Annotated in this window: 13 protein-coding genes; all 13 read right to left on the minus strand. The window is 34.1% G+C overall.

What is annotated here, in order from left to right:
• Nucleotides 1-26: 26 nt before the first annotated feature.
• The 13 genes from sov to HM985_RS02495 all read right to left on the minus strand — a co-directional run bounded on the left by sov (nucleotide 27) and on the right by HM985_RS02495 (nucleotide 24,482).
• Nucleotides 27-7,355, minus strand: coding sequence for a T9SS outer membrane translocon Sov/SprA (sov, locus tag HM985_RS02435; RefSeq protein ID WP_449489490.1), 7,329 nt, complete (start codon nucleotides 7,353-7,355; stop codon nucleotides 27-29).
• A 5-nt stretch (nucleotides 7,356-7,360) separates the two neighbouring features.
• Nucleotides 7,361-7,942: a Holliday junction branch migration protein RuvA gene (gene ruvA / locus HM985_RS02440; RefSeq protein WP_179374706.1), complete on the minus strand. Its 582-nt coding sequence runs from the start codon at nucleotides 7,940-7,942 to the stop codon at nucleotides 7,361-7,363.
• 170 nt (nucleotides 7,943-8,112) lie between these two features.
• Complete coding sequence (locus tag HM985_RS02445) at nucleotides 8,113-10,401, minus strand: NADP-dependent malic enzyme (protein ID WP_179374707.1); 2,289 nt, start codon at nucleotides 10,399-10,401, stop codon at nucleotides 8,113-8,115.
• A 135-nt stretch (nucleotides 10,402-10,536) separates the two neighbouring features.
• Nucleotides 10,537-11,463: a tRNA epoxyqueuosine(34) reductase QueG gene (queG, locus tag HM985_RS02450; protein ID WP_179374947.1), complete on the minus strand. Its 927-nt coding sequence runs from the start codon at nucleotides 11,461-11,463 to the stop codon at nucleotides 10,537-10,539.
• Entirely contained in the window at nucleotides 11,463-12,797 is a 1,335-nt protein-coding gene (locus HM985_RS02455; protein ID WP_179374708.1) for a cytochrome P450, read from the minus strand. Before HM985_RS02455 ends, queG begins: the two co-directional genes overlap by 1 nt.
• A gap of 63 nt (nucleotides 12,798-12,860) precedes the next feature.
• Nucleotides 12,861-13,883 (minus strand): Holliday junction branch migration DNA helicase RuvB, encoded by a 1,023-nt coding sequence (gene ruvB / locus HM985_RS02460; RefSeq protein WP_179374709.1) that lies wholly within the window; start codon nucleotides 13,881-13,883, stop codon nucleotides 12,861-12,863.
• Nucleotides 13,884-14,066: 183 nt separating this feature from the next.
• The gene (locus HM985_RS02465) at nucleotides 14,067-15,860 is read right to left on the minus strand and encodes a cytochrome c oxidase subunit I (RefSeq protein ID WP_179374710.1); all 1,794 of its coding nucleotides are present in this window, start codon (nucleotides 15,858-15,860) and stop codon (nucleotides 14,067-14,069) included.
• A gap of 31 nt (nucleotides 15,861-15,891) precedes the next feature.
• On the minus strand, nucleotides 15,892-16,950 hold the full coding sequence (locus HM985_RS02470) for a cytochrome c oxidase subunit II (RefSeq protein WP_179374711.1): 1,059 nt from the start codon (nucleotides 16,948-16,950) through the stop codon (nucleotides 15,892-15,894).
• 24 nt (nucleotides 16,951-16,974) lie between these two features.
• Nucleotides 16,975-18,339 carry a quinol:cytochrome C oxidoreductase gene (locus HM985_RS02475; protein WP_179374712.1) on the minus strand — a complete coding sequence of 455 codons (1,365 nt, stop codon included), beginning with the start codon at nucleotides 18,337-18,339 and terminating at the stop codon, nucleotides 16,975-16,977.
• Nucleotides 18,340-18,360: 21 nt separating this feature from the next.
• Nucleotides 18,361-18,921, minus strand: a complete 561-nt coding sequence (locus HM985_RS02480; protein ID WP_179374713.1) for a c-type cytochrome — start codon at nucleotides 18,919-18,921, stop codon at nucleotides 18,361-18,363.
• A 1-nt stretch (nucleotide 18,922) separates the two neighbouring features.
• The gene (locus HM985_RS02485; RefSeq protein ID WP_179374714.1) at nucleotides 18,923-19,462 is read right to left on the minus strand and encodes a DUF3341 domain-containing protein; all 540 of its coding nucleotides are present in this window, start codon (nucleotides 19,460-19,462) and stop codon (nucleotides 18,923-18,925) included.
• Nucleotides 19,463-19,472: 10 nt separating this feature from the next.
• A complete protein-coding gene (gene nrfD / locus HM985_RS02490; RefSeq protein WP_179374715.1) occupies nucleotides 19,473-21,209 on the minus strand; it encodes an NrfD/PsrC family molybdoenzyme membrane anchor subunit in 1,737 nt (578 codons plus the stop codon).
• A gap of 27 nt (nucleotides 21,210-21,236) precedes the next feature.
• Nucleotides 21,237-24,482: a TAT-variant-translocated molybdopterin oxidoreductase gene (locus tag HM985_RS02495; RefSeq protein ID WP_179374716.1), complete on the minus strand. Its 3,246-nt coding sequence runs from the start codon at nucleotides 24,480-24,482 to the stop codon at nucleotides 21,237-21,239.
• Between the last annotated feature and the right edge of the window lie 42 nt (nucleotides 24,483-24,524).

Here is a 24,524-nt window from a genome sequence, read left to right on the forward strand (position 1 = left end):
AATTTTTTAATGGTTTGAATTCAAGCTTAATTTCCAAAATTATATCTCAGTGTAATTCCTGATCTTATAGAGGTTTGTGGAAATGATGTTGAAATGGCGAATTCTGAGAAGGTATAATCGAAGTAAAAGATAGCCATAAGGTTTTTGCTAAAAGCATAATCTGCATTGTATTGAAGCCCCCAAATGGTTTGCCCTGCAGTGATCTGGTTATTCTCTAAGTCTAAATATCTAATAATCGTTTTATTGTCTCTCACCGAAACGTCTAAACTCATATTTAAATCACTTACAATAATTTGCTTCGGACCTGCAAGTTGCGATCTTATTCTTAAATCTTTAAAACGGTATCCTAAACCTACTGTATATTCTTTACCTTGAATTTCTGTCATTAAATTATTATCAAAACTAAGAGAAAGCAATCTGTCTGTTTTCATTTCGGCTAAGATCTTAACTGAATTTTTCATTTCAAAATCTAAACGAACTAAAGGACTAAACTGTTCTTCTAGGTTAATATTACTAAATAGAGTCCTATTTTTTAAATTCCCGTTTAAATCTTGATTATCAGTATTAATTGAGCCCACACCTGTGTTTGTATCAACAATCAAATTGTCTACCGAAGTATCATAATCTAAATTAGTTACAAACTGGTTTATTGTATAGTTAGATCGGTAACCATGTTGTACAGAAAAACGCTTAAAGTTTTTCTTAAACCATGGAAGTTTCATTAGACCTGTATATTTTAAATTCCAATTAGGTATCGGTACATCTCTAAATGCGTTAGTGCTAACTTTTTCTGGATCTGTTCCCTGATAAGCCGATAAAAATGCAGGTAATAATACACGCTGACTACTTTTACCAAAACCTTCTGGGTAACCATCTGCATCGGTACTGTAAGGTGTATTTCCGTAAAATTCTTTGGCCAACCTATTAGCTATAATTAACCTATTGGCTCTAAAATCATCGAAAGTTGCTGATTGATTCTCGTCACTTGGATTAAAAGCCGTTTTTATTAATGCCGTTGAAATACTAAAATTACCGTAAGAATTAGTGATTAAATCATTATATATATCACTTAAACCATCTCCATTATTATCTGATGTATTAAAACTTTCAGTTGTAGTTTCTGCATATATTCTACTTCCTGTTAAATCTATTTTAAGGTCTGTTAGTGGTTCAATATTCACAGAATAGTCTAAAGTTTTATTCGTTACCTCTGTATATTGTTCGTTAAAATTCTCGTAGGTAGTTAACCAACCATTACTAGCCGCTATACTTCTTACGTCTTTTTGACTACCAAAAGTATATCCTACAGTTGGTCTTAAAGTCCCTATAAACCCAGGGGTTGGCAAATAACCTGGTAAATACGTACCATTATTCTCTGCATAATTAAACTGCATACGTTTTACCATGGTAATCACGTTAATAAATGTGTTATACGCTTTTTCGCTTGTACTTGGTTTATTTTCATCAGCAGCATTAGCATTTTTATCATCTGAACCTGGTTTAGGCGCACGTCTACTTGCAACAGTAGTTCTTGTTCTACCTCTACTCTTCTGCTTTCCTTTCTTCACTAGACCTAACGTTTTATATAAGGTCTCCATGTTTAATGTAGAATTAAGTGTATGTGTATTCGAATTCTGAATAGAGTTTCCTAAGTTATAAGTTTCATAAAGTCCTGTATCGGGATCCTCAACCTCGATTTCTGTAGTTACATCAGAACCTTTTTGCCACTGAAAAGCCCCACTATAAGCATAAGTAGATCTCAAGAAACTAAGCGCTGGTATTTTATATAGCGGTAATTCATAATTAATTTGAATCTGCTGTGTCTGATAATTAGGATCACCAAACTCGAAGAAATCATCCCAAACATCTAATTCAGGATCTTGTAACCCATCTAATTGATCATCAATAAAATAATTACGAACAATATTAGTATTCGCAGCTGAGAAGTTAACGCTTAATGCATCTGTAAGATTATAATTGATGGCGTACTGAAAATCATAAGTATAATATCTTCTAAATAATTCTTCAATTCCAATATTATCATCTGTTAATTCTACTTCTCTATATTTTTGTTTATTAAACTGTCTGTTAAAATCGGAATTAATGGAAAAACTAGATGGTAATAAATTAACATTGAAATCTTTTAAAATTTTCCAATGCTTACTCGTAAATAAAGAATCGTTCTTTTTAAAAGGTTCATATTTTATAGGCTCAAACGCATATACATAATTAGCACCTACTCTTACAGTTTGATCCAGAGAATTTTCAATTTCAAAATCGCGATGCTCTACCTTATTGTAAGAATAATTTAGAGTTAAATTTTCTACATCGTAAAAATGCTTTTTAGCATCTGCTGCCTTTTGCTTTCTTACACCAATAAAGTTTACGCTTTGGCGTTTGGTATAATCTTCTGATTGTTCACTAATACGATCAGCTTCTTCACTGGTAGATGCTGCATCTATTCTGGATTGCAATGTAAGGTCATTATAATATTGATCGTATTTAGGAGTAACCAATTCTTCACTTTGCGAATAATTAAAAGGAAGTTGAACTCCCCATTTTTTTGGTAATAATTGTCCTAATTGTATGTTTGTAACAACATCGTATTGCTGTACATCCTCTAAACTTCTTTCATTTGGACCTTGTTCAATACTACCAAAACCAGTTGTACTTTTACTTCCTACAGCACTAATATTAGCAAAATCTGCAATTTTAGTATCCAAGCTTACAATTGTTGCCCAGCCCCCGTCGTTATCCATATCAGACATGCGAAGCTCATTAAACCATACCTCACTACACGAACTCATGCTTGTTGAACCCGAGTTTTTCACTCCCACCATTAACACCCTAATATCTCCATAGTTTGGATTTCCTTTAATGGCAATACGTTGTTGCTTCTGTGTACCTACAATATTATCGTACGGTACATTTTGATTAGCCAAAGGTGTTTCGTTTAATTCTCCATCTACAACATTATAAAATGTAGCATCTTCATCACTTAAAGTCCCTCCTGAAATACCTAATGATTTTATTTTCTGCAAGAATTCAAGAGGCATTTCAATTTCATTTTGTTCTGGCCAAGCTTGTTCTCTTAAACTACCTTCAGCATCAGAAGATGGTAATAAAGGCACCTCTATTTGATAATAATTTTCAGTAAAATCGTTACCCATTCTAATAAAACCGATCATTTCTCCAGGTTCTAAAAGGTTTCCATCTTGTGCTTCAGCATGAATAAACATTCTTAGCTTTTTATACTGTCGCATGTCTATATCAATATTTTTATAAACCCCTTTAGAATCCGTAGGGTCTAAATCGCAGGCCTGAAGCACTAACGATTGCTCATTTTGATCAATTATCGTATTGTTGTTATTTAATTGTTCTTGTTCTACACCTGGTGGCAATAAATAGCCCGGGTTATCTTGTACACCTGCAACACCAACATTAAATTCTACATTGGGACTATTATTATTGGTATCGCTATCTAAATCTAACGTATAACGTCTCCAATCACTTCTTACCAAATCGAAAGTTGCAAAACGTAAAACCGTGTTCTGAGTAAAATTAGACATATATAAACGCGCAAAACGTATAGAACGTATATCTGAAATACCACCAACAGCCTCACGGACATCACTTTCTGCAATAGGAACCCGGAATTGGTACCATTTAACCTCTCTTGAATCTCCATTAGGTAACGTTACTGTTTCCGTTTTAGTATCATTAACTATAGGATTGGTAAGACTTAGGGAAGCACTAGTAATATCAATTTCATACTCATAATAACTATCAATAGTATTCATTGTGTTATCTCTATTGATATCTTCTACATCTGGTACTGTAGTAGAACCTCTATTGGTATCTGTAAAAGTTTCGGGTGAATTACCTTCCGTACCGTTATATTTTTTATAACGTTCAAAAATATTCCCATCTGTATTTAAATAATAATTGTAATTATCATTTGAAGGATCTTCACCAAACTCAGCACCAAATTCTAAAATTTCTTCTGAATCATTAAAACCATCAAATCCGACATCTTGATTGGTTCGCTCTGCTCCTGTTGTTCCAAACGTATAAACAAGCGATTGATTTTCTGGCACAATACTTCCAAAGTCAGTTCTTCCTAACAACGAAATATCTCCATCTTCTGGCAGCCCATTCTCGTATTGTTTTTGACCATCCTTTAAAATATCTTCTGAGATATTACCAAGGTTTACAAATAATTTACCACCAGTATTAGATGGATTATCTAAAAATGGATCTTGAACCCAAAACTCAATATACTCTACATTAGCTTGTTCAAAATCAGTTGTTGTAATTGCTCTTGAAATACCTGCCCAACTATTAGAAGGTGTTAATGGCGCTTCATTTGTTGCTGCTGGATGAAAATTATAAGGCCCGCGTTCTGTAGGATAGTAAGCTAAATCTAAAGTGTTAATTACAGATGTTTGTCCTTGTACAATATCTTGATCAAAAATCTCTTCTATAAAAACACGACGTGTGTATAAGTCTGAAATATCATCATCTGTAATACCGCTTGGTCTTTGAGTGGAATAAAATATTGGGTCTACCGTGTACCAGTTTAAAAGCGCTCTACCATATCCATTTTCAATTCCATTACCATCTATTCCTGGAACGTTATTAGGTAAATTTAATGGACGACTAGAAAGCGTCCATGAAAGCGGACTTAATAAACTTATAGATCCTTGAGTTCCTTCAAAATCATCAATATAAGCAGTAGCTTCATCATCAAATTCTGAACCACTTGAAGAACCAGGTAATAAATAGGCAAACTCCCCCCTTAATGAAAGACTAGAAGGTACGTCTGTATCAATATTTGGCAACTTATTTACCATTCTGGTTAAAAACGGAACTTCTGTTGAATAGTTTCCGTTAAATCCAAATATAGTATTATTAATAGGCTCTGAACTATAATTTGATTTTTGAGTAATTGGTCGTTCATTAAGATTTAATAATGTAGCCCCCAAAACAAAATTCTCATCAAATTGATGCTCTACATTAACCCCTGTAAATCGCTTTGTTTGCTGACCAAAAACGGCATTATTTTCTACAGAAATATTAATTGGTGTATCTGATGCAATTAATGATTCATCTAAAATTTCTACACGACCTAATGTATAATTCACTGTATAATCTACTCCTTCTACAAGCGTACGGCCACCTGCTGTTACGGTAACAGAACCTCTAGGCACATTAAATGCTCCGATAGGTATTCCGCTATCTCCACCGCTACTGGTATAACGACCTTTTATTTGGAATTTGTTTTTTTCGGCCTCATCTAAAGCTGCTGTCTTGGTCGATTTATACAAAATATCATAAACATATTTCTTCTGATTTTCGTTAAAACCACTTTGTGTATCTCCAACATCTTCATAATCGATATCATTATTGCTTGGGTTTTCATCATCATCTAAAACATCAAATAAATATCGCCCAAACGGTTCTGCCTTAGTAAAAATAATTTTTCCGTTTTGAGATAATATGGTAACACCTTCAACATAATCAAAAAAACCATCACCTTGTGCCTGAGCATCACCATTAAAATTTAACTTATCTAAATGAAAAAGTCTGATTAAAGGGGTTTCACTTATTTGAGAATCATCACTTGTATTATTCGGACTATTATTATCAAAGGTTGGAAAAGGAATCTCTACACCTCCAACTGACACAGGTGTAATGTAGTTTAGTGCCGAAGATTCTGTGTAAAAAATATTTAATGTAAAATCTTCTTTATCTAATTGATAGGCACCAGTATCATAGATATTTTTCATCATTAAATCCCAAATAGGTTGCTCTACAGAAGTTACAGCACTTTTTAGCATTTTCAAAACTAAACTTTGATTACTAATCACATTAGTTCCAGAAGTATCATCTACAGAAGTAGCGTCTACCCCTCCATTAGCAAATTCACCAACCTGAAAAACCTGGCCCCCTAACGTATATTGAAATGCGACCGCTAAAACTTCATCGTTGAGTAAACGTTGACTTAGAGAAATATACCCTAAATCTTCATTTAACACGTAATCTTGTCCTTCTACTAATTTTCTAGCTGATTCCAGTTTACCATAATCAAAACCTTCTTGAATGGCTGTATTTACACCTGCCTGAATATTTGTTATGTTTCTTACAGATTCTGTTAATAGTGAACCTGCGCCACCAATGTTCGTTGGATCAAAATCATTATTTTCGTTATTTGGTTTTGCGTTTGGGTTATTAATAAAACCACCAGGCAATGGATCTAAACCTATGTTACCACCCGACGATTCTCCTAAATCTTGAAATGCAACAATATTTCTTACATTATCTGTTTGGTTAGTTCTATTAGTCACCCAAACTTCTGCTCTTGTAATCTGAAGTCCTTGATTATCTATAAATGGATATTGTAATAAGGCTTTGTCATAAGTCTCTCTAAAATACTGTGCTAAAAAGAAGTGTCTATTTTCATCGTAATCTTGTGCATAAAACTCAAATTCCTCTACTGTTCCTCCGCCTTCTGCGACAACGGATGTAGATTGCGATTGTTGTTCTGAAAACACAGCTGTAACACTAGTCTTACCAAACTGTAATTCTGTTTTTACACCAAAAAGACTTTGAGCACCAGTAATTAAAGAACTGTTTAAGGGCATGCTAACATTACCAACTTCTATTTTACGAATAATATCATCTTCCGTTGGTGTGTATTCTAATTTTACAACTTGTTGAAAATCGAAAGTTGCTTCAGTATCATAATTTGCCGTAACCTGAAGTTTAGTCCCTACTTTCCCTAATAAATTTAAGCTAATTCTCTGATCAAAATCAAAGGTGAAATTCGACCTGTTTTGTGGTGAAAGTGATGGGTTATCTTGTTTTGAGTAGAGAATACCCAAATCTACTTCTACCGAACCTTGCGGGATAATATTTATGGTATTTCCACCAAAAATGGTTTCAAACAAGCCAGAATTCACATAAAACTCTGGTAATAAATTTTTCTGATCTTCTTCTGAACCTTCCTTTTGGCCAGCTGCAGCATCAGCCATTTTTTTATAATAATTCTTTAGTTTCTCTTCTAATACTAATTTCTGAAATTCATCTGGAGTAAGAATTAAGGGGTAATTAATATTGAAGTTTCCGATTTTTTCAGAATATACATAACGATCTAAAATAGGATCATAAGTATATTTAGAAATAATACTTTCTGGATTTGGCATATTTAATTTACCAAATGCAAATGTCGTTTTTGTAGAATCTTGTTCCGTTTCTTCTTCTTGAGCAAAGGCAACATTACCAATTAGCAACAAAAAGGCTAATATAAAGTAGTACCTAGAAGAAAAACTTAGCTTATGGTTGGTTGTATTCAATTGCATTATAAGTTTTTTAGAGCTTCTTTAATTATTTGCTCTACTTGGGCGTCTGGTTGGGCTTTCAATATCTTATCAACAACTTTTTCTGATTGCTTTTTGTTAAAGCCTAAGACATCTAAAGCTGATAACGCTTCTTCTTTGTCAGTATTGTTCAGGGCTAGAGAAAGTTCGTCCATATCAAAGACTTTTAACACTTTATCTTTTAAGTCAATAATTACACGCTGTGCTGTCTTAATACCAATACCTTTTACACTTTGAATTAAAGCCACGTCTCCACTCGCAATTCCTTCTTTAACTTGATCTGTAGAAAGTGATGACAACATAGTACGTGCTGTATTTGCACCAATACCACTTACGGATATAAGTAATTTAAAAATTTCGCGTTCTGCTTTTGAAGCAAAACCATAAAGACTCTGAGAATCCTCACGTACAAGTAAATAAGTATATAATCTTAATTTTTCCTTATCTGGAATTTGAGAATATGTATGTAAAGATATATTGATAAAATAGCCAACACCATTGCAATCTATAACAACGTCTGTTGGATTTTTTTCTACGAGTTTGCCTTCTATATGTGTAATCATTGATAAAGAAAAGTTAAAAAACCAAATGTAATAAAATTATTTTCATTAAAATGAATACCGATCGAGTATGAATGCGAGAACTTTATTAATTAAGTTTAAAAATAAAAAGCCCACTTAAAGTGGGCTTTTTATTTTTAAAACTCTGTATTGTAATATGATTAACTCCACTATTACAGTTCTTTCTCTTGTCTTTTTTCACGTTCTTGTGCATCAACAACCGAAATGGCCGCCATGTTTACAATTTCGTCTACACTAGCACCTAATTGCAAAATATGAACAGGTTTACACATCCCCATCATAATAGGCCCAATGGATTCTGACTTATTCAGTTCTTTTAGTAATTTGTAAGTAATATTTGCAGCATCCAAGTTTGGAAAAACAAGGGTATTGACCTTACGCCCTGCTAATTTAGAAAATGGAAAAATATCTTGAAGCATTTTTGCATTCAGTGCAAAATCAGTTTGCAATTCACCATCAACTATCATTTCTGGATAAGCTTTATGCAAATACGCTACGGCTTCTTTCACTTTTTCTGCTCTTGGATTTTCTGAAGATCCAAAATTAGAATAAGATATCATTGCGGTGACAGGTTCTATGCCAAACATTTTGGTGACCTGAGAAGTCATTCTAGCAATTTTAGCCAAATCTAGAGCTGTAGGGTCAATATTTATTGATGTATCACTTAAAAACATCGGACCACGTTCCGTCATCATTAAATTAGTAGTTGCAACTCTAGAAACGCCGTCTGCCATACCAATTAATTCTAACATTGGTTTTACAACAGAAGGATAATTACGAGAATATCCGGTAATCAATGCATCTGCATCACCAACATTAACCATCATAGCTGCAAAATAATTACGTTCTCGCATCTTCTTTTCTGCTGAATAAATCGTAACACCTTGGCGCTTTCTTTTCTCCCAATATACTTTAGCATATCTATTTTTACGATCCGTTTCTTCGTCCGATTTCGGATCTACAATGGGAACGTCAGCATCAAACTCAATTTCTGCCATTAACTCAAGGATCGTTTCTTTTCGTCCTAATAAAATAGGATGTGCAATGCCTTCTTCATAAACTATTTGTGCGGCTTTTAAAACATCTAACTGATCTGCTTCTGCAAAAACAACCCGTTTCGGATTTGTTTTAGCTCTCCCTAATAGCATCCGCACCAATTTATTATCAGAACCTAAACGTTCTAACAATGAATTTTCGTAACGTGCCCAATCTTCAATTGGTTCTTTAGCCACTCCACTTTCCATTGCGGCTTTTGCAACAGCAGGAGGAACTACTGCTATTAATCTAGGATCAAATGGTTTTGGAATAATATAATCTTTACCAAAAGTTAAGCGTGTTTCTGAATAAGCAATATTGACTTGCTCTGGTACTGGTTCCTTTGCTAATTTAGATAAAGCTTTAACAGCCGCCATTTTCATAGCTTCGTTAATTTTTGTTGCTCTAACATCTAAAGCTCCTCTAAAAATAAAAGGGAAACCAAGAACATTATTAACTTGATTAGGATGGTCACTACGACCTGTTGCCATAATAATATCGTCTCTTGTATCTATTGCTAATTGATAGTTAATCTCTGCAACAGGATTAGCCATTGCAAATACAATAGGATTAGTAGCCATAGATAATAACATCTCTGGAGTAACAATATTTGGTTGCGATAAACCAATAAATACATCAGCATCTTGCATTGCTTCTGTTAATGTATCAATTTTACGATGCGTAGCAAATTCTGCTTTTTGAGAGGTTAAATTATCTCTATCGTCTCTAATAACCCCTTTACTGTCTAACATTACAATATTTTCGCGTTTTGCACCAAAAGCTTGGTATAAACGCGTACAAGAAATTGCAGCTGCACCAGCTCCGCTGACTACAATTTTTACCTCTTCAATCTTTTTTTCTGAGATTTCTAAAGCATTTATTAAAGCTGCTGCTGAAATAATTGCTGTTCCATGCTGATCGTCATGCATTACGGGAATATCTAACTCTTCCTTTAAGCGACGTTCAATTTCAAAAGCTTCAGGTGCTTTTATATCTTCAAGATTAATACCACCAAAAGTAGGTGCTATATTTTTTACTGTTTCTATAAAGGCATCAACATCTTCAGTATTTACTTCAATATCGAAAACATCTATATCAGCGAAAATTTTAAAAAGTAAACCTTTACCTTCCATTACTGGTTTAGAAGCTTCAGGACCAATATTACCTAATCCTAAAACAGCAGTTCCGTTAGAAATTACTGCAACCAAATTTCCCTTGGCTGTATATTTATAGACATTTTCTACATCTTTTGCAATTTCTAAACAGGGCTCAGCCACACCTGGTGAATAAGCTAAAGATAAATCGCGTTGTGATGCATATTTTTTAGTCGGTACTACTTTTATTTTTCCAGGAGTTGGTTTAGCATGATATACTAAGGCTTCTCTTCGTTTGCTTTGTTTGCTCATAATCTAATTGGATTAAGCTACAAATATAAGGATTTGAATGTTTGCTATGGAAGGCAATATTTTTAAAACAGAACACCACTATATAATTCAAATTAATCACGTTTTAAGGTTAACCTTAAAGCTCTTAGATAAAGTCTAATCTTTAAAAAAACCAATATTCCGTTCCAAACCAGAAAACTTGGTCCGTTTCACTGCTGATTTTTGAAACACTTTTTTAAAGGTATCTTCCGTAATTTCTTCCCAATCTTTTTTAGTCATATCCAATAATTCAGGATGTGGATTGAATAAAGGTTCTTTATGTGGTTTTGAAAAGCGATTCCAAGGACACACATCTTGGCAGATATCGCAACCAAACATCCAATCGTTAAATTTGCCTTTAAATTCAGATGGAAGATTTTCTTTCAACTCTATCGTGAAGTAAGAAATACATTTACTTCCATCTACCACATAAGGATCTGTAATGGCTTCCGTTGGGCAAGCATCAATACAAGCCGTACATGAGCCACAATGGTCAGTTACTGGTGTATCGTAGTCTAATTCTAAGTCTATAATCAATTCTGCAATAAAATAGAAAGACCCTACTTTTTGAGTTAAAAGGTTTGAATGTTTCCCTATCCAACCTAAACCAGATTTTGCTGCCCAAGCCTTATCTAAAACAGGTGCTGAATCTACAAAAGCACGTCCGCCAACTTCACCAATTTCATCTTGAATAAAATATAAAAGTGATTTTAACTTGTGTTTTATAACATGATGGTAATCGTTACCATAAGCGTATTTTGAAATCTTGTAAGAATCATCGGTTTGAATTTCTTCAGGATAATAATTCAATAATAAGGAGACAACACTTTTTGAACCTTCCACAAGTAAAGTTGGGTCTAAACGTTTATCGAAATGATTTTCCATGTAACGCATTTCACCATTCATATTCTTATTTAAATATGCTTCTAGTCGTGGTGCTTCTTCTTCTAAAAATCCTGCTTGGCTTATACCACAAGATAAAAAACCGAGACGTTTAGCTTCGGTTTTAATCATTTCACTGTATTTTATTTTATTGTTTAATATCAATGTCTCGCTTCAAACTTTAAAAATGCATTTTTAGGCTTTAAAGTAATCAATGGTGTAATATTAATGCTTTCGAAATTTGGAATCATTTTATAGTTGGAAACTAATTCAGAAACGGCAATAATCATTTCGAACATTGCAAAATTATTACCTATACATTTTCTAGGACCAGCACCAAAGGGAAAATATTGTGATGAGAATTTACGAGATCCTTCATTGAAACGTTCTGGTAAAAATTCATTTGGTTGATCCCATAATTTAGGATGACGATGCATTTCGTAAACGGAGAATAAAAGATTACATCCGGCTTCAAAATCCAAACCATTAAAAGCGTCTGCTTCCTTATTCACACGATCTATAAAATAAACCGGTGGGTATAATCGCATACCTTCTTCAATGACTTGTTGACCAACCTTAGATTTAGTTACCAAATCCATTAAATCATCACTTTCGGAAAGAATAGTATTTCGTTCTACTAAAATTCGTTCTTGCCATTCCGGATGCAATGCTAGAAGTTGTGTTATAAAAGTGAGCGCATTAGATGTAGTTTCGTGACCTGCTGTAAACAGAATTAAAATCTCATCGATAAGTTGCTCTTCTTCCATCGGATTACCATCCTCATATCTGGCATCTAACAACATATCTAACAAATCATTTTCTTTAACTTTTGAAGTTCGTCGTTCGTTAACAATACGTTTTAGAATTTCTCTAGCTTCACCAGTTAAATCAACGTGTTTTTTAATTTCACCGCTTACATTAAACCACCAACCTAAATAGGGTTGACGCAACTCTTTTACCAACATTTTTTGAGCTGCTTCCGTTATGTACTGAAGTCTATTAATATCTTCTTGATTGGCTGCACTACTAAAAAGGGATTTTACTACCGCTTGAAATGCCAAATCATTTAGAATCGGGAATATGTCAATCACCTCATTAGGCACAATCTTAATATATTCTGAAACTATAGCACCTTTAATACTATCTAATAGATTTGCTAATTGTTTTTTATGAAACGCGGGTTGAATTAATTTTCGTTGTTTTTTCCAATGTTCACCTTCAGCTGTTAACAAACCTGTTCCGACATATTTAACTAAGTCTACAGTCTGAATCTTAGACTTGGTATAGTTCTTTTGATTCTTTTGAAGGACATATTCTGCTAAACTAGCATCTCTAACAAATACCACACTATTTTTAAGTCCTATTTTCAATCTGAAAACGTCCCCTTGTTCTTCAAAATTTTGATGATGAAATGGTAAGGGATTCTTCAAAATTTCTAGTGAATGTTTGAAAAACCGACTTAACGGAACTGTTGGTATGTTGTTTTCTGATTTCAAAATATGGCTATTCGTAATTAAATTAGGATTTAAACATTATTTTAAAACTAGCAATCGAATTAATTAAAACAATCCACCTTGCGTTGCCCCTTTAATCTTTCCTAAATGTTTATAAGCTTGTTCTGTAACTTCACGTCCACGAGGAGTCCTCATAATGAATCCTTGCTGAATTAAGAACGGTTCGTATACCTCTTCAATAGTTTCAGTACTTTCACTAACAGCTGTGGCAATAGTACTAATTCCTACAGGTCCGCCTTTAAATTTATCGATAATAGTCATTAAGATCTTATTATCCATTTCATCTAAACCATAAGCATCTACATTAAGTGCTTTTAAAGCAAACTTAGCAATTGCAATATCTATTTTACCATTACCCTTTATTTGGGCAAAATCTCTAACACGTCTTAATAGTGCATTTGCAATACGAGGTGTTCCTCTACTTCTACCCGCAATTTCAATAGCAGCTTCCATAGAAATTGGCATATTTAAAATGGATGCACTACGCTGAACAATCGTAGTGAGTAATTCTGTTTTATAGTATTGTAAACGACTTTGAATACCAAAACGTGCACGCATAGGCGCTGTAAGTAATCCTGATCGCGTCGTTGCACCAATTAAGGTGAATGGATTTAAGTTTAATTGAACGGTTCTTGCATTAGGACCAGATTCAATCATAATATCAATCTTATAATCTTCCATTGCAGAATATAAATACTCTTCTACAATTGGACTTAAACGGTGTATTTCATCAATAAAAAGCACATCTCGTTCATCAAGATTAGTTAATAATCCTGCTAAATCTCCTGGTTTATCTAAAACAGGACCTGAAGTTACTTTTATACCAACATCTAACTCATTAGCTAAAATGTGAGCTAAGGTCGTTTTTCCTAAACCTGGAGGGCCATGAAACAGGGTGTGATCTAACGCTTCTTCACGAAGATTAGCAGCTTGAACAAACACCAATAGATTTTCGAGCACCTGATCTTGACCTGTAAAGTCTTCAAAAGATAAGGGTCTTAATTTCTTTTCGACATCTAGTTCTTCTGAACTAAAATTATCACTATTTGGGTTTAAGTTTTCGTTCATAGTACTTCCCGTGAAAACGGAAATCTTATTAAGTTACACTTCTGTTGGGAATATAGATTCTTAGATTAAATCTGAATGACAACAAAGTCAAAACAAATATAAAGAAAAAGACCTTTGGAAACTATAAGCTGTCCAAAGGTCTTTTTTATCTATTATGAAGTTCCTTTTATCAAAGGAAATAATTTAGTGTTGTAATTCTTCTTCACCTTCCATTAAAGGAATATTCTGAGGAACAAAATCTACATCATGTCCTGGCTTACTATAATCATAAGACCAACGGTATACGTGAGGTATTGCACCTGGCCAGTTACCATGAACATGTTCTACTGGTGTAGTCCATTCTAATGTTGTAGATCTCCATGGATTCTGTTCTGCTTTTTTACCGTAAAATATACTTACAAAGAAGTTATATAAATAAATGATTTGAGCAATTCCACCGATAATAGCAAAAATTGTAATAACAACGTTTGTATTTGTTAAATCATCGAATAAAGGAAATGACGAATTAGTATAATAACGTCTAGGTAAACCTGCCATTCCAATAAAGTGCATTGGGAAGAATACTCCGTAGGCACATATTGCTGTTATCCAAAAGTGAATATAACCTAAGTTCTTGTTCATCATACGACCAAACATTTTTGGATACCAATGATAAATACCTGCAAACATCCCATATAATGCTGATATACCCATTACTAAGTGGAAGTGAGCAATAACAAAATAGGTATCATGAACGTTAATATCTAATGCACTATCACCAAGAATAATCCCTGTTAAACCACCTGTTATGAAAGTAGATACAAAACCGATTGAAAATAACATGGCCGGATTCATCTGGAGGTTTCCCTTCCATAATGTAGTTATCCAGTTAAACGCTTTTACTGCCGACGGTATTGCAATCAATAATGTCGTAAATGTAAATACAGAACCTAAGAAAGGATTCATACCTGATACAAACATATGGTGACCCCAAACAATTGTTGATAAAAAGGCTATCGCTAAAATTGAAGCAATCATAGCACGATAACCAAAAATTGGTTTACGCGAGTTAGTCGCCATAATTTCTGACACTAATCCCATTGCTGGTAAAATAACAATATATACTTCTGGATGACCTAAGAACCAAAACAAGTGTTCGAATAATACTGGTGATCCTCCTTGGTAATGTAATACTTCACCTTGAATAAATATATCTGATAAGAAGAATGATGTCCCAAAACTTCTATCCATTATTAATAATAATGCTGCAGATAATAATACAGGAAATGACACAACACCAATAACTGCTGTTACGAAGAAAGCCCAAATTGTAAGCGGTAATCTAGTCATAGACATACCTTTAGTACGCATATTGATTACTGTAACAATATAATTTAAAGCCCCTATTAAAGATGAAGCAATAAAAATAGCCATGGACACTAACCATAATGTCATCCCTAAACCAGAACCACCTGATGCCATCGGCAATGCAGATAACGGAGGATAAATTGTCCATCCTGCAGCAGCCGGACCAGCTTCTACAAATAATGAACCAACCATAATAACACAAGATATAAAGAACAACCAATAAGATACCATATTTAGGAATCCAGAAGCCATATCTCTAGCACCAATTTGTAATGGAATTAATAAGTTACTAAACGTACCACTTAGTCCTGCTGTTAATACGAAAAAGACCATTATAGTACCATGGATAGTAACAAGCGCGAGATAAACATCTGCACTCATAACACCATCTGGTGCCCATTTACCTAATAAAGCTTCGAACAATACATTTGGCTCTGATGGCCAAGCAATTTGCATACGAAACATAATAGACATTAAAATACCGATAATCCCCATTAGCGTACCTGTAATTAAGTACTGCTTAGCAATCATCTTATGATCTAAACTAAATATATATTTAGTTATAAACGTCTCTTTATGATGATGTTCTGCGTGATCCTCGTGATCGTGCGTTTCTATAGTTGCTGACATAAGTTTATTATCTTTTTCTTAAAAACCTTAATTAATTTAATGAATTAGGAAACGTCTTTTGTTCTTTCATCCACGCATCAAATTCTTCTTGTGTCTCTACAATGATCTTCATCTGCATATTGTAGTGAGACGTACCACAAATTTTATTACATAAAAGTAAGTAATCAAATTCGTATATTAAATCTTGTCCTGATTCTTCAATCGCTGCTGCACGTTCTCTTCTAAGTTCATTGATACCTTTAACCTTATCAACCATCTCAGGAGTTTCACGCATTTCTGAAGTAGTTACAGTTGGTGTGAAACCAAATTGAGTTACCATACCAGGAACACAATTCATTTGAGCTCTAAAGTGAGGCATATAAGCTGAGTGTAATACATCTTGAGATCTCATTTTAAAAACTACAGGTTTACCTACTGGTAAATGTAATTCAGTTACTATAACATCATCAACAGCATTAGGATCTTCTTCATCAACACCCAAAATATTAGAACGATCGATATCAATTAATCTTACATTAGCTTTACCTAATACATTATCTTCACCACTATAGCGCGCTTTCCAGTTAAACTGCTGAGCATATAATTCAATAACCATTGGATCTTCATCTTCATCAATATTCATGATGTCGTTCCATGTAAATAAACCATAGATAATTAATCCTGCTAAAACAATAACAGGGATAATTGTCCAAATAAATTCTAAAGTATTGTTATCTGCGTAGAAAAAAGCTTTCTTGCCTTTTTCACCTTTATACTTAAAAGCAAAATAATGCAATAAAAACTGTGTTATAGTTTGAACTATAAATATAACAACCATAGAAATAACCATAAGATTGTCGACTTCAGAACCATGTTCTGAAGCTGCATTTGATAATAAAGGTAAATCACCTATAAACCAAAAGCATAAAATAGTCATCACATAGATGAAAACTAAAAATCCCATCATTAAATAACCATTGATCTTGTTATCTTGATCGTCTGCTATTTGTGAGTCTGTTGTACCAACCTGAGCAAGATCAAAGATCTTAACCATCTGCCATAAGGCCACTGCTACAAAAAGTACAATTATAATCGTAAATAATGCCGTCATTATCGTTTCTTTTCTTGTTTAATATTAATAATGGAAATGTTCACTTTCCTTAATGAAAGGGTTACCTTTTGCTAGTAATGGATGTTTACCTAGAGATGTAAATACTATAAAAATAAACAATCCTGCAAAGAATAACATCGATCCTATTTCAGGAATTCCAATAAACCATCTATCACCAACTGTTGCAGGCATAATCATATTGAAAATATCCAAATAGTGACCAAATAAGATAACTACACCTGCCATTACTACAAACCAAGGAATACGTTTATAATCACTATTCATTAATAGTAATAACGGGAATAAGAAATTTAAAGCAACCATACCAAAAAATGGTAAGTTATAATCTTCAATACGTGTTACGAAATAGGTTACTTCTTCAGGTATATTAGCATACCATATTAACATAAATTGAGAGAACCATAAGTATGTCCAGAAAATACTAATACCAAACATAAATTTAGCTAAATCATGAATATGACTGTCATTTACAAATTCTAATAGCCCTTTAGATTTAAGGTAAATTGTAACTAAGGCTATTACCGTAATACCACTTACAAACATACTTGCAAATACGTACCATCCAAATAATGTACTAAACCAGTGAGGATCCACACTCATAATCCAATCCCAAGACATCATTGATTCTGTGTAAATATAGAATACTAAGAATGCAGCTGATATTCTGAAATTCTTTTTAAAATTGCTATTATCATTGATATCAGCAAGATCTTGTGCTACAGAAAATTTTCTTGAAAAATGACGGTAAGTTGACCAACCACCTAAGAAGATTAATCCTCTAATCATAAACCAAGTTTTATTTAACCAACTTGATTTGTTTTGTATTAATGCATCATGTGCTACTACGTTTTCATCCATCCAAATGAAGATATGACTGTCTGCAACTAAAACGATAAGTAATACAATTAAACCACCAGGCAAAACATAAGATGTAATCCCTTCCATAACTCTAAAAAGAACTGGTGACCAACCTGCTTGAGCCGCATATTGAATAGCGTAAAATGCTAATACACCTAATGAAATCATAAAGAAAAAGAATGCCGCTACGTATAACGCTGCATAAGGTCTATTGTGTAATTGATGTAACACGTGTTCTTCATGACTTAACTCATGACCTTCCACTTCTGCCTCAGCTCCATGACCATGATCTTTTTCAATATCATCTGTCGATTCGCCATGTACTTCTTCCACGCCCTGCGCTTCAGTAGCGTGTTCACCATCATGATGACTTTCGTTTGCTAAAAACTCTACAATGTTATCTTCGTTTACACTGTGTGAATCTATAAAACCATAACCCACACCTAATGCTCCTAAGATCATTAATATGATAGCTCCTGTTCTTAATCGATTTGAAATTTTATATTCCATTATATAATCTTTATCTAAATCTTACTTTTCTAAATCTGCCTTAAGCTTCTCAACATAAGCAACAACTTGCCAACGTTCTTGTTCATTCAACTGGTTCGCATAAGAACCCATAGTATTTTTACCGTAATAAAGTACATGGTAAATACTACCAGTTGTAATAGCTCTACCTACATCATCGTAACGAGGTACACCTAAGATCTTTTCACGCTCAACCAACTTACCCTTACCATCACCCTTATTACCATGGCAAATACCACAATAAATAGCGTATAAAGGTCCACCTTTATCATAATCTACTTGAGTAGAATCTAACGGACTTTTTAAGTTTTCTTTAGCAAATAAATAACCGTCATTAGTATTCTCTATTTCAAACGGCATAAAATCACCTCTTGGAATAGTTCCTTCTGCAGGTAATTGCGCTTCTACGCCATTAGTGAAAACATCCGACTCTTGGTATGTTTCATAACCAACAGATTCATACATGTTAGGCATGTATTGGTAATTTCTACTAGAGTTATTTTGGCAAGATACAAGACCTACCAACATCCCTAATACTGCGATATATTTTGTAACTATCTTCATATTAATGTGCATCTTCATCTTTCTCAACAATATTTATCTCAACAGCACCTGTTGTTTTCAACAAGTTAGTTAATGATTCTTCGTTATTATGAACCGCAATTTCCATTAAGAAATGGTCATCTGTAGTTCTTGGATCTGGATTCTCAGCTGTTTTAAATGGCCATATTCTACTTCTCATGTAAAAAGTGATAACCATTAAATGGGCAGCAAAAAACACTGTAAGTTCAAACATAATAGGAACAAACGCAGGTAAGTTTTCTAAAAAACTAAAACTTGGTTTACCACCAATATCTTGTGGCCAATCTTGAATCATTATATAGTTCATCATTGCTGATGCAAAAACTAAACCAATACAACCATACAAAAATGCTGTAATTGCCAAACGTGTTGGAGCTAATCCCATTGCCTTGTCTAGTCCGTGAACTGGAAAAGGTGTGAATACATCTTCAATGTGATATTTCTCTGCTCTAACTGTTTTTACAGCTGACATTAATACATCATCATCGGTATAAATAGCATGAATTACTTTTGAAGCTTCCATATATACTATACTAGTTGTTTAATAAGGTTTTTGCTTGTCCTGACCAATCATCACGTTCTGCTCTTCCTGGGAAAGAACCTGTAATTTCGTCTAACAAATCATATTCTCTTTTTGTCATTTTACTTACTTGTAAATAAGTAAAGATACCTATGCCATTAAGTACTTCTTCCATTTTTGGACCAACACCACTAATAACTTTTAAATCATCAACAGTTTCAGATGAAGCATCAAATGTACCAATACCTTTCAATAATTCCTCTAATTGTTTTGAAGTATCTTCGGTAGATTTTGGCGTTATTGCTTTTTCTTCAGTAATCTTTATATGAGATGTTCTAACATCAGCACCAGTACCTGATAATGAATCACCATTTTCTCTTATACGTTTATAACGTTCACCTGAAGACTTTAAAATTGTTTTCACCTCTGCCTGTGCAATTACAGGGAATGTACGTGAGTACAATAAAAATAGCACAAAGAAGAATCCAATTGTTCCTATAAAAATCCCAATATCTACGAAAGTAGGAGAGAACATTGTCCATGATGATGGTAAGTAATCTCTATGTAATGATGTTACGATAATTACAAAACGTTCAAACCACATACCAATATTTACAACAATAGAAATAAAGAATGAGAACATAATACTTGTTCTAAGTTTTTTGAACCACATAAATTGTGGAGAGAATACGTTAAAACTCATCATACACCAGTACGCCCACCAATAAGGACCTGTTGCTCTATTTAAGAATGCAAATTGTTCGTATTCTACCCCAGAATACCAAGCAATAAATAACTCTGTAATATATGCCACACCAACAATAGAACCTGTAAGCATAATTACAATATTCATTAATTCGATGTGCTGTACTGTAATATAATCTTCAAGATTACACACTTTTCTCATAATAATAAGAAGTGTATTTACCATTGCGAATCCTGAGAAGATTGCACCTGCAACGAAGTAAGGAGGGAAAATTGTAGTATGCCATCCTGGAACAATTGAAGTAGCAAAATCGAAAGATACAATAGTGTGTACGGAAAGTACTAAAGGTGTTGCTAAACCAGCAAGTACTAAAGATACTTCTTCAAAACGCTGCCAATCTTTAGCTCTACCTGACCAACCGAAACTTACTAAAGCATAAATTTTCTTTTGGAAAGGACGTACAGCTCTGTCTCTTAACATTGCAAAATCTGGTAATAAACCTGTCCACCAGAATACTAATGATACAGATAAATACGTAGAAATTGCAAATACATCCCAAAGTAAAGGCGAGTTAAAGTTTACCCATAACGAACCAAATTGGTTTGGTATTGGTAATACCCAATAAGCTAACCATGGACGACCCATGTGTATAATTGGGAATAAACCTGCTTGGAATACGGCAAAGATAGTCATGGCCTCCGCTGAACGGTTAATTGCCATTCTCCATTTTTGACGGAATAATAATAGTACCGCTGAAATCAATGTTCCTGCGTGACCAATACCAACCCACCAAACGAAGTTAGTAATATCCCATGCCCAGTTTACAGTCTTGTTAAGACCCCAAACTCCAATACCCGTTGTTACGGTATAAATAATACAACCTATTCCCCAAAGGAATGCGACCAAAGCAATGCTGAATACAATCCACCACGCTTTATTGGCCTTGCCTTCAACTGGTCTTGCGACATCAACAGTAACATCGTGAAACGATTTTTCTCCTGTTATTAAAGGTCTTCTAATAGGTGCTTCGTAATGAGACGCCATAATTATATAATTGTTTCTTTAATTTATTTACGCTTTTGATGTATTTCTCACTTTTGTATGATAAAATACGTTAGGTTTTGTTCCAACATATTCTAACAAGTGATACATACGATCATCTTCTTTTAACTCTGCAATTTTACTGTCTTTATCGTTGATATCACCAAATACCATAGCACCGTTTCCACATGCTGCAGAACAAGCTGTTTGGAATTCTCCATCTTTAACAGGACGTCCATCACGTTTAGCATCAAGAATTGTTTTTTGTGTTTTTTGAATACACATAGAACATTTTTCCATAACACCACGAGATCTTACTACAACATCTGGGTTTAATACCATACGTCCTAAATCGTCATTCATATAGTAATCGAATTCGTCATTCTTATTATATAAGAACCAGTTAAAACGACGTACTTTATAAGGACAGTTGTTAGCACAGTAACGTGTACCTACACAACGGTTATAAGCCATGTGGTTTTGACCTTGACGACCATGAGCTGTTGCCGCAACAGGACAAACTGTTTCACAAGGTGCATGGTTACAATGTTGACACATTACAGGTTGGAATACCACCTGAGGACTCTCAGCTGGATTTTCCAATTCACCAAATTCACTTAATGAACTGCTTAGTCCTGAAATATTGTTTTTCTTATCTAAATCATCTTTAAATGTATCTTCTGAAGAATAATATCGGTCAATACGCAACCAGTGCATATCTCTACTACGTCTCATTTCAGATTTACCTACAACAGGTACATTGTTTTCTGCGTGACAAGCAATTACACATGCACCACAACCTGTACAAGCATTTAAATCGATAGATAGATTAAAATGATGTCCTATAGAACGATCAAACTCATCCCATAAATCAACATCTGGAGATGTTACCGGTGTCTCTATATGGTTTAGAGATACTTCAGGCATTGCATTCCAATGTTTCTTATCTTTAGTATTAAAAATCTCAAGGTTAGTTTCCTTGATAATATCACCACGTCCCATTAAAGTATTATGCAACTGTACACAAGCAAATTCATGCTCTCCAGTAACTTTCTCAATAGTAACGTTTTGTATTGTATTAAAATTTTGATATAATGAATAGGCATTAACACCCGTTTTCATTTCTTCTTTTAAAGCGTTCGATGATCTACCATAACCAAATGATAAACCTGCAGAGCCCTTAGCTTGACCTGGTTGAATAAGTACTGGTACTGTAATTGCTTCAGCTCCTGAAACAGAAACTTTTGCATAACTACCATTTAAACCACCATTTGCAACATTCCAATTCTCTAATCCCAATTTCTCAGCATCGGCTTGAGAAACCGTTAAGTAATTATCCCAAGAAGTTCTTGTTATTGGATCAGGAAATTCTTGCAACCATGGATTATTAGCCTGTTGACCATCACCCATACCTGTTTTGGTATAAAGAGTTAATTCTAATCCATTTTCTTTAACTGAAGCTGCTAATGCTCTCGCTGCTGCTCCACCAGACAATACAGTCCCTAAATTATCATTTCCTATTGTGGTAGAAGTAGAATTGGTAACGTAATCGTCTTTATCTTCATCTTTGATACCAACACCTACGGCAACGTCATGAATGACACCGCCTAAAAATGTTCTATCTTTTTCATCTTTTAACTCTGAAGTAGTTGTTGTAGCCGTAGTTGATGTCCCATTAGAACCAAAACCAACTGAACTACTTACAAAAACACCATCTTGAATTGCTTTATTAAATGAAGCGCCATTTAAAATACTTTGTGTCCAAACAGATTTTAAATAATCTCTGTAAGTACCTGTAGCATTTGTCCAAGTCATTAATACTTCTTGGAACTGCTTTGTATCAAATAATGGACGAATTGTTGGTTGCATCATCGAATAATGACCCGTTTTCATTTCAATATCACCCCAAGACTCTAAATAATGTGGAGCTGCTGCGATATACTGACAATTAGAAGACGTTTCATCTTGCTTCATTGAAAAAGCAATGGATAATTCCGTTTTAGAAAGTCCAGCTTTAAAATCAGCAGCGTTAGGCAAAGTATATAATGGATTTACTCCATTCATAATAATAGCCCCAACTTTCCCAGCTTTCATATCAGCTACTAACTTGGTAACTGCCTTATCGTTACCTTGTCTTGTTTTAATCGCTGTTTTAGAATCAAAAGCTTTACTTCTTAAGTGCTCATTAATATCTAAAACTGTAGTTTGTGCATTAACATCTTGAATTCCTGTTAAAACAACCCCATTACTACCCGCTTTCTTTAACTCAGAAGCTGCTGCTTTAACTGCGGCATCTAAAGCTTGTGGTAAAGCGCCCGGCAAGGCAATACCGGTAACATAACTATACAATTTAGCTAATGCTAGTTTTTGTTGACTAGGTGTTATTGGAATACGCTTGTCTGCATTAGCACCAGCAAGAGACATGTTAGACTCAAACTGAATATGTCTAGACATTTTACCATTTGCAGGCACACGCTTTTTGGCATAAGCAGATTCAAATCCACCACCTTGCCAATCTCCTAAGAAATCTGCACCGATAGAAACAATAGTCATAGCCTTAGAGAAATCGTAATTGGCCATTCCTCTAGTACCATACTTTGCTTGATAAGCATCTAATGTTGCAGATTCTGAAATAGCATCATAGGTCACATGACTTACATTACCATACTTTGATTTAAAATCTGCAATTAATTTATTTGTTGAGGGACTTGGCATTGATTGCGTTAACAATACAATTGCTTTACCATTAAGTCCTTTTAACTTCGAAGTTGTTTCAGACATAAAAGTGTCCCAAGAAATTTCTGACTCACCTTTCATTGGTGATTTAACCCTTAGGCTATCATACAATCCTAAAACAGAAGCATTAACTCTTGCGTTCGCTGTACCATTAGTAGCAGCATCAGTGTTGTTCTCAATCTTAATTGGTCTCCCTTCTCTAGTCTTAACTAAAACACTAGCAAAATCAAAACCATCTGCAATTGTAGTAGCATAATAATTAGCAACACCTGGAATAATTTCTGTTGGTTGAACTATATAAGGTATTGACTTAATCACCGGTCCTTCACAGGCTGCTAAAGAAGCTGCCGCTGTACTGAAACCAACATATTTTAAGAAATCACGACGCGAAGTAGATGAAGACTCTAAAGACTCTTTATCTCCTAAAAATTCGTCTGTAGGAATCTCTTCCACAAATTCATTTTGTTGAAGCGCCTCAACAATAGAGCTATTTTCGTTTAGCTCTTCAACACTTTTCCAGTATTTCTTGTTTGATGACATAGTGTTTATTTATAATTTTCGATTTATGAATTAAGATTTTCA

The sequence above is a fragment of the Winogradskyella wichelsiae genome (genome assembly GCF_013403925.1).
Classification (GTDB): Bacteria; Bacteroidota; Bacteroidia; order Flavobacteriales; family Flavobacteriaceae; genus Winogradskyella; species Winogradskyella wichelsiae.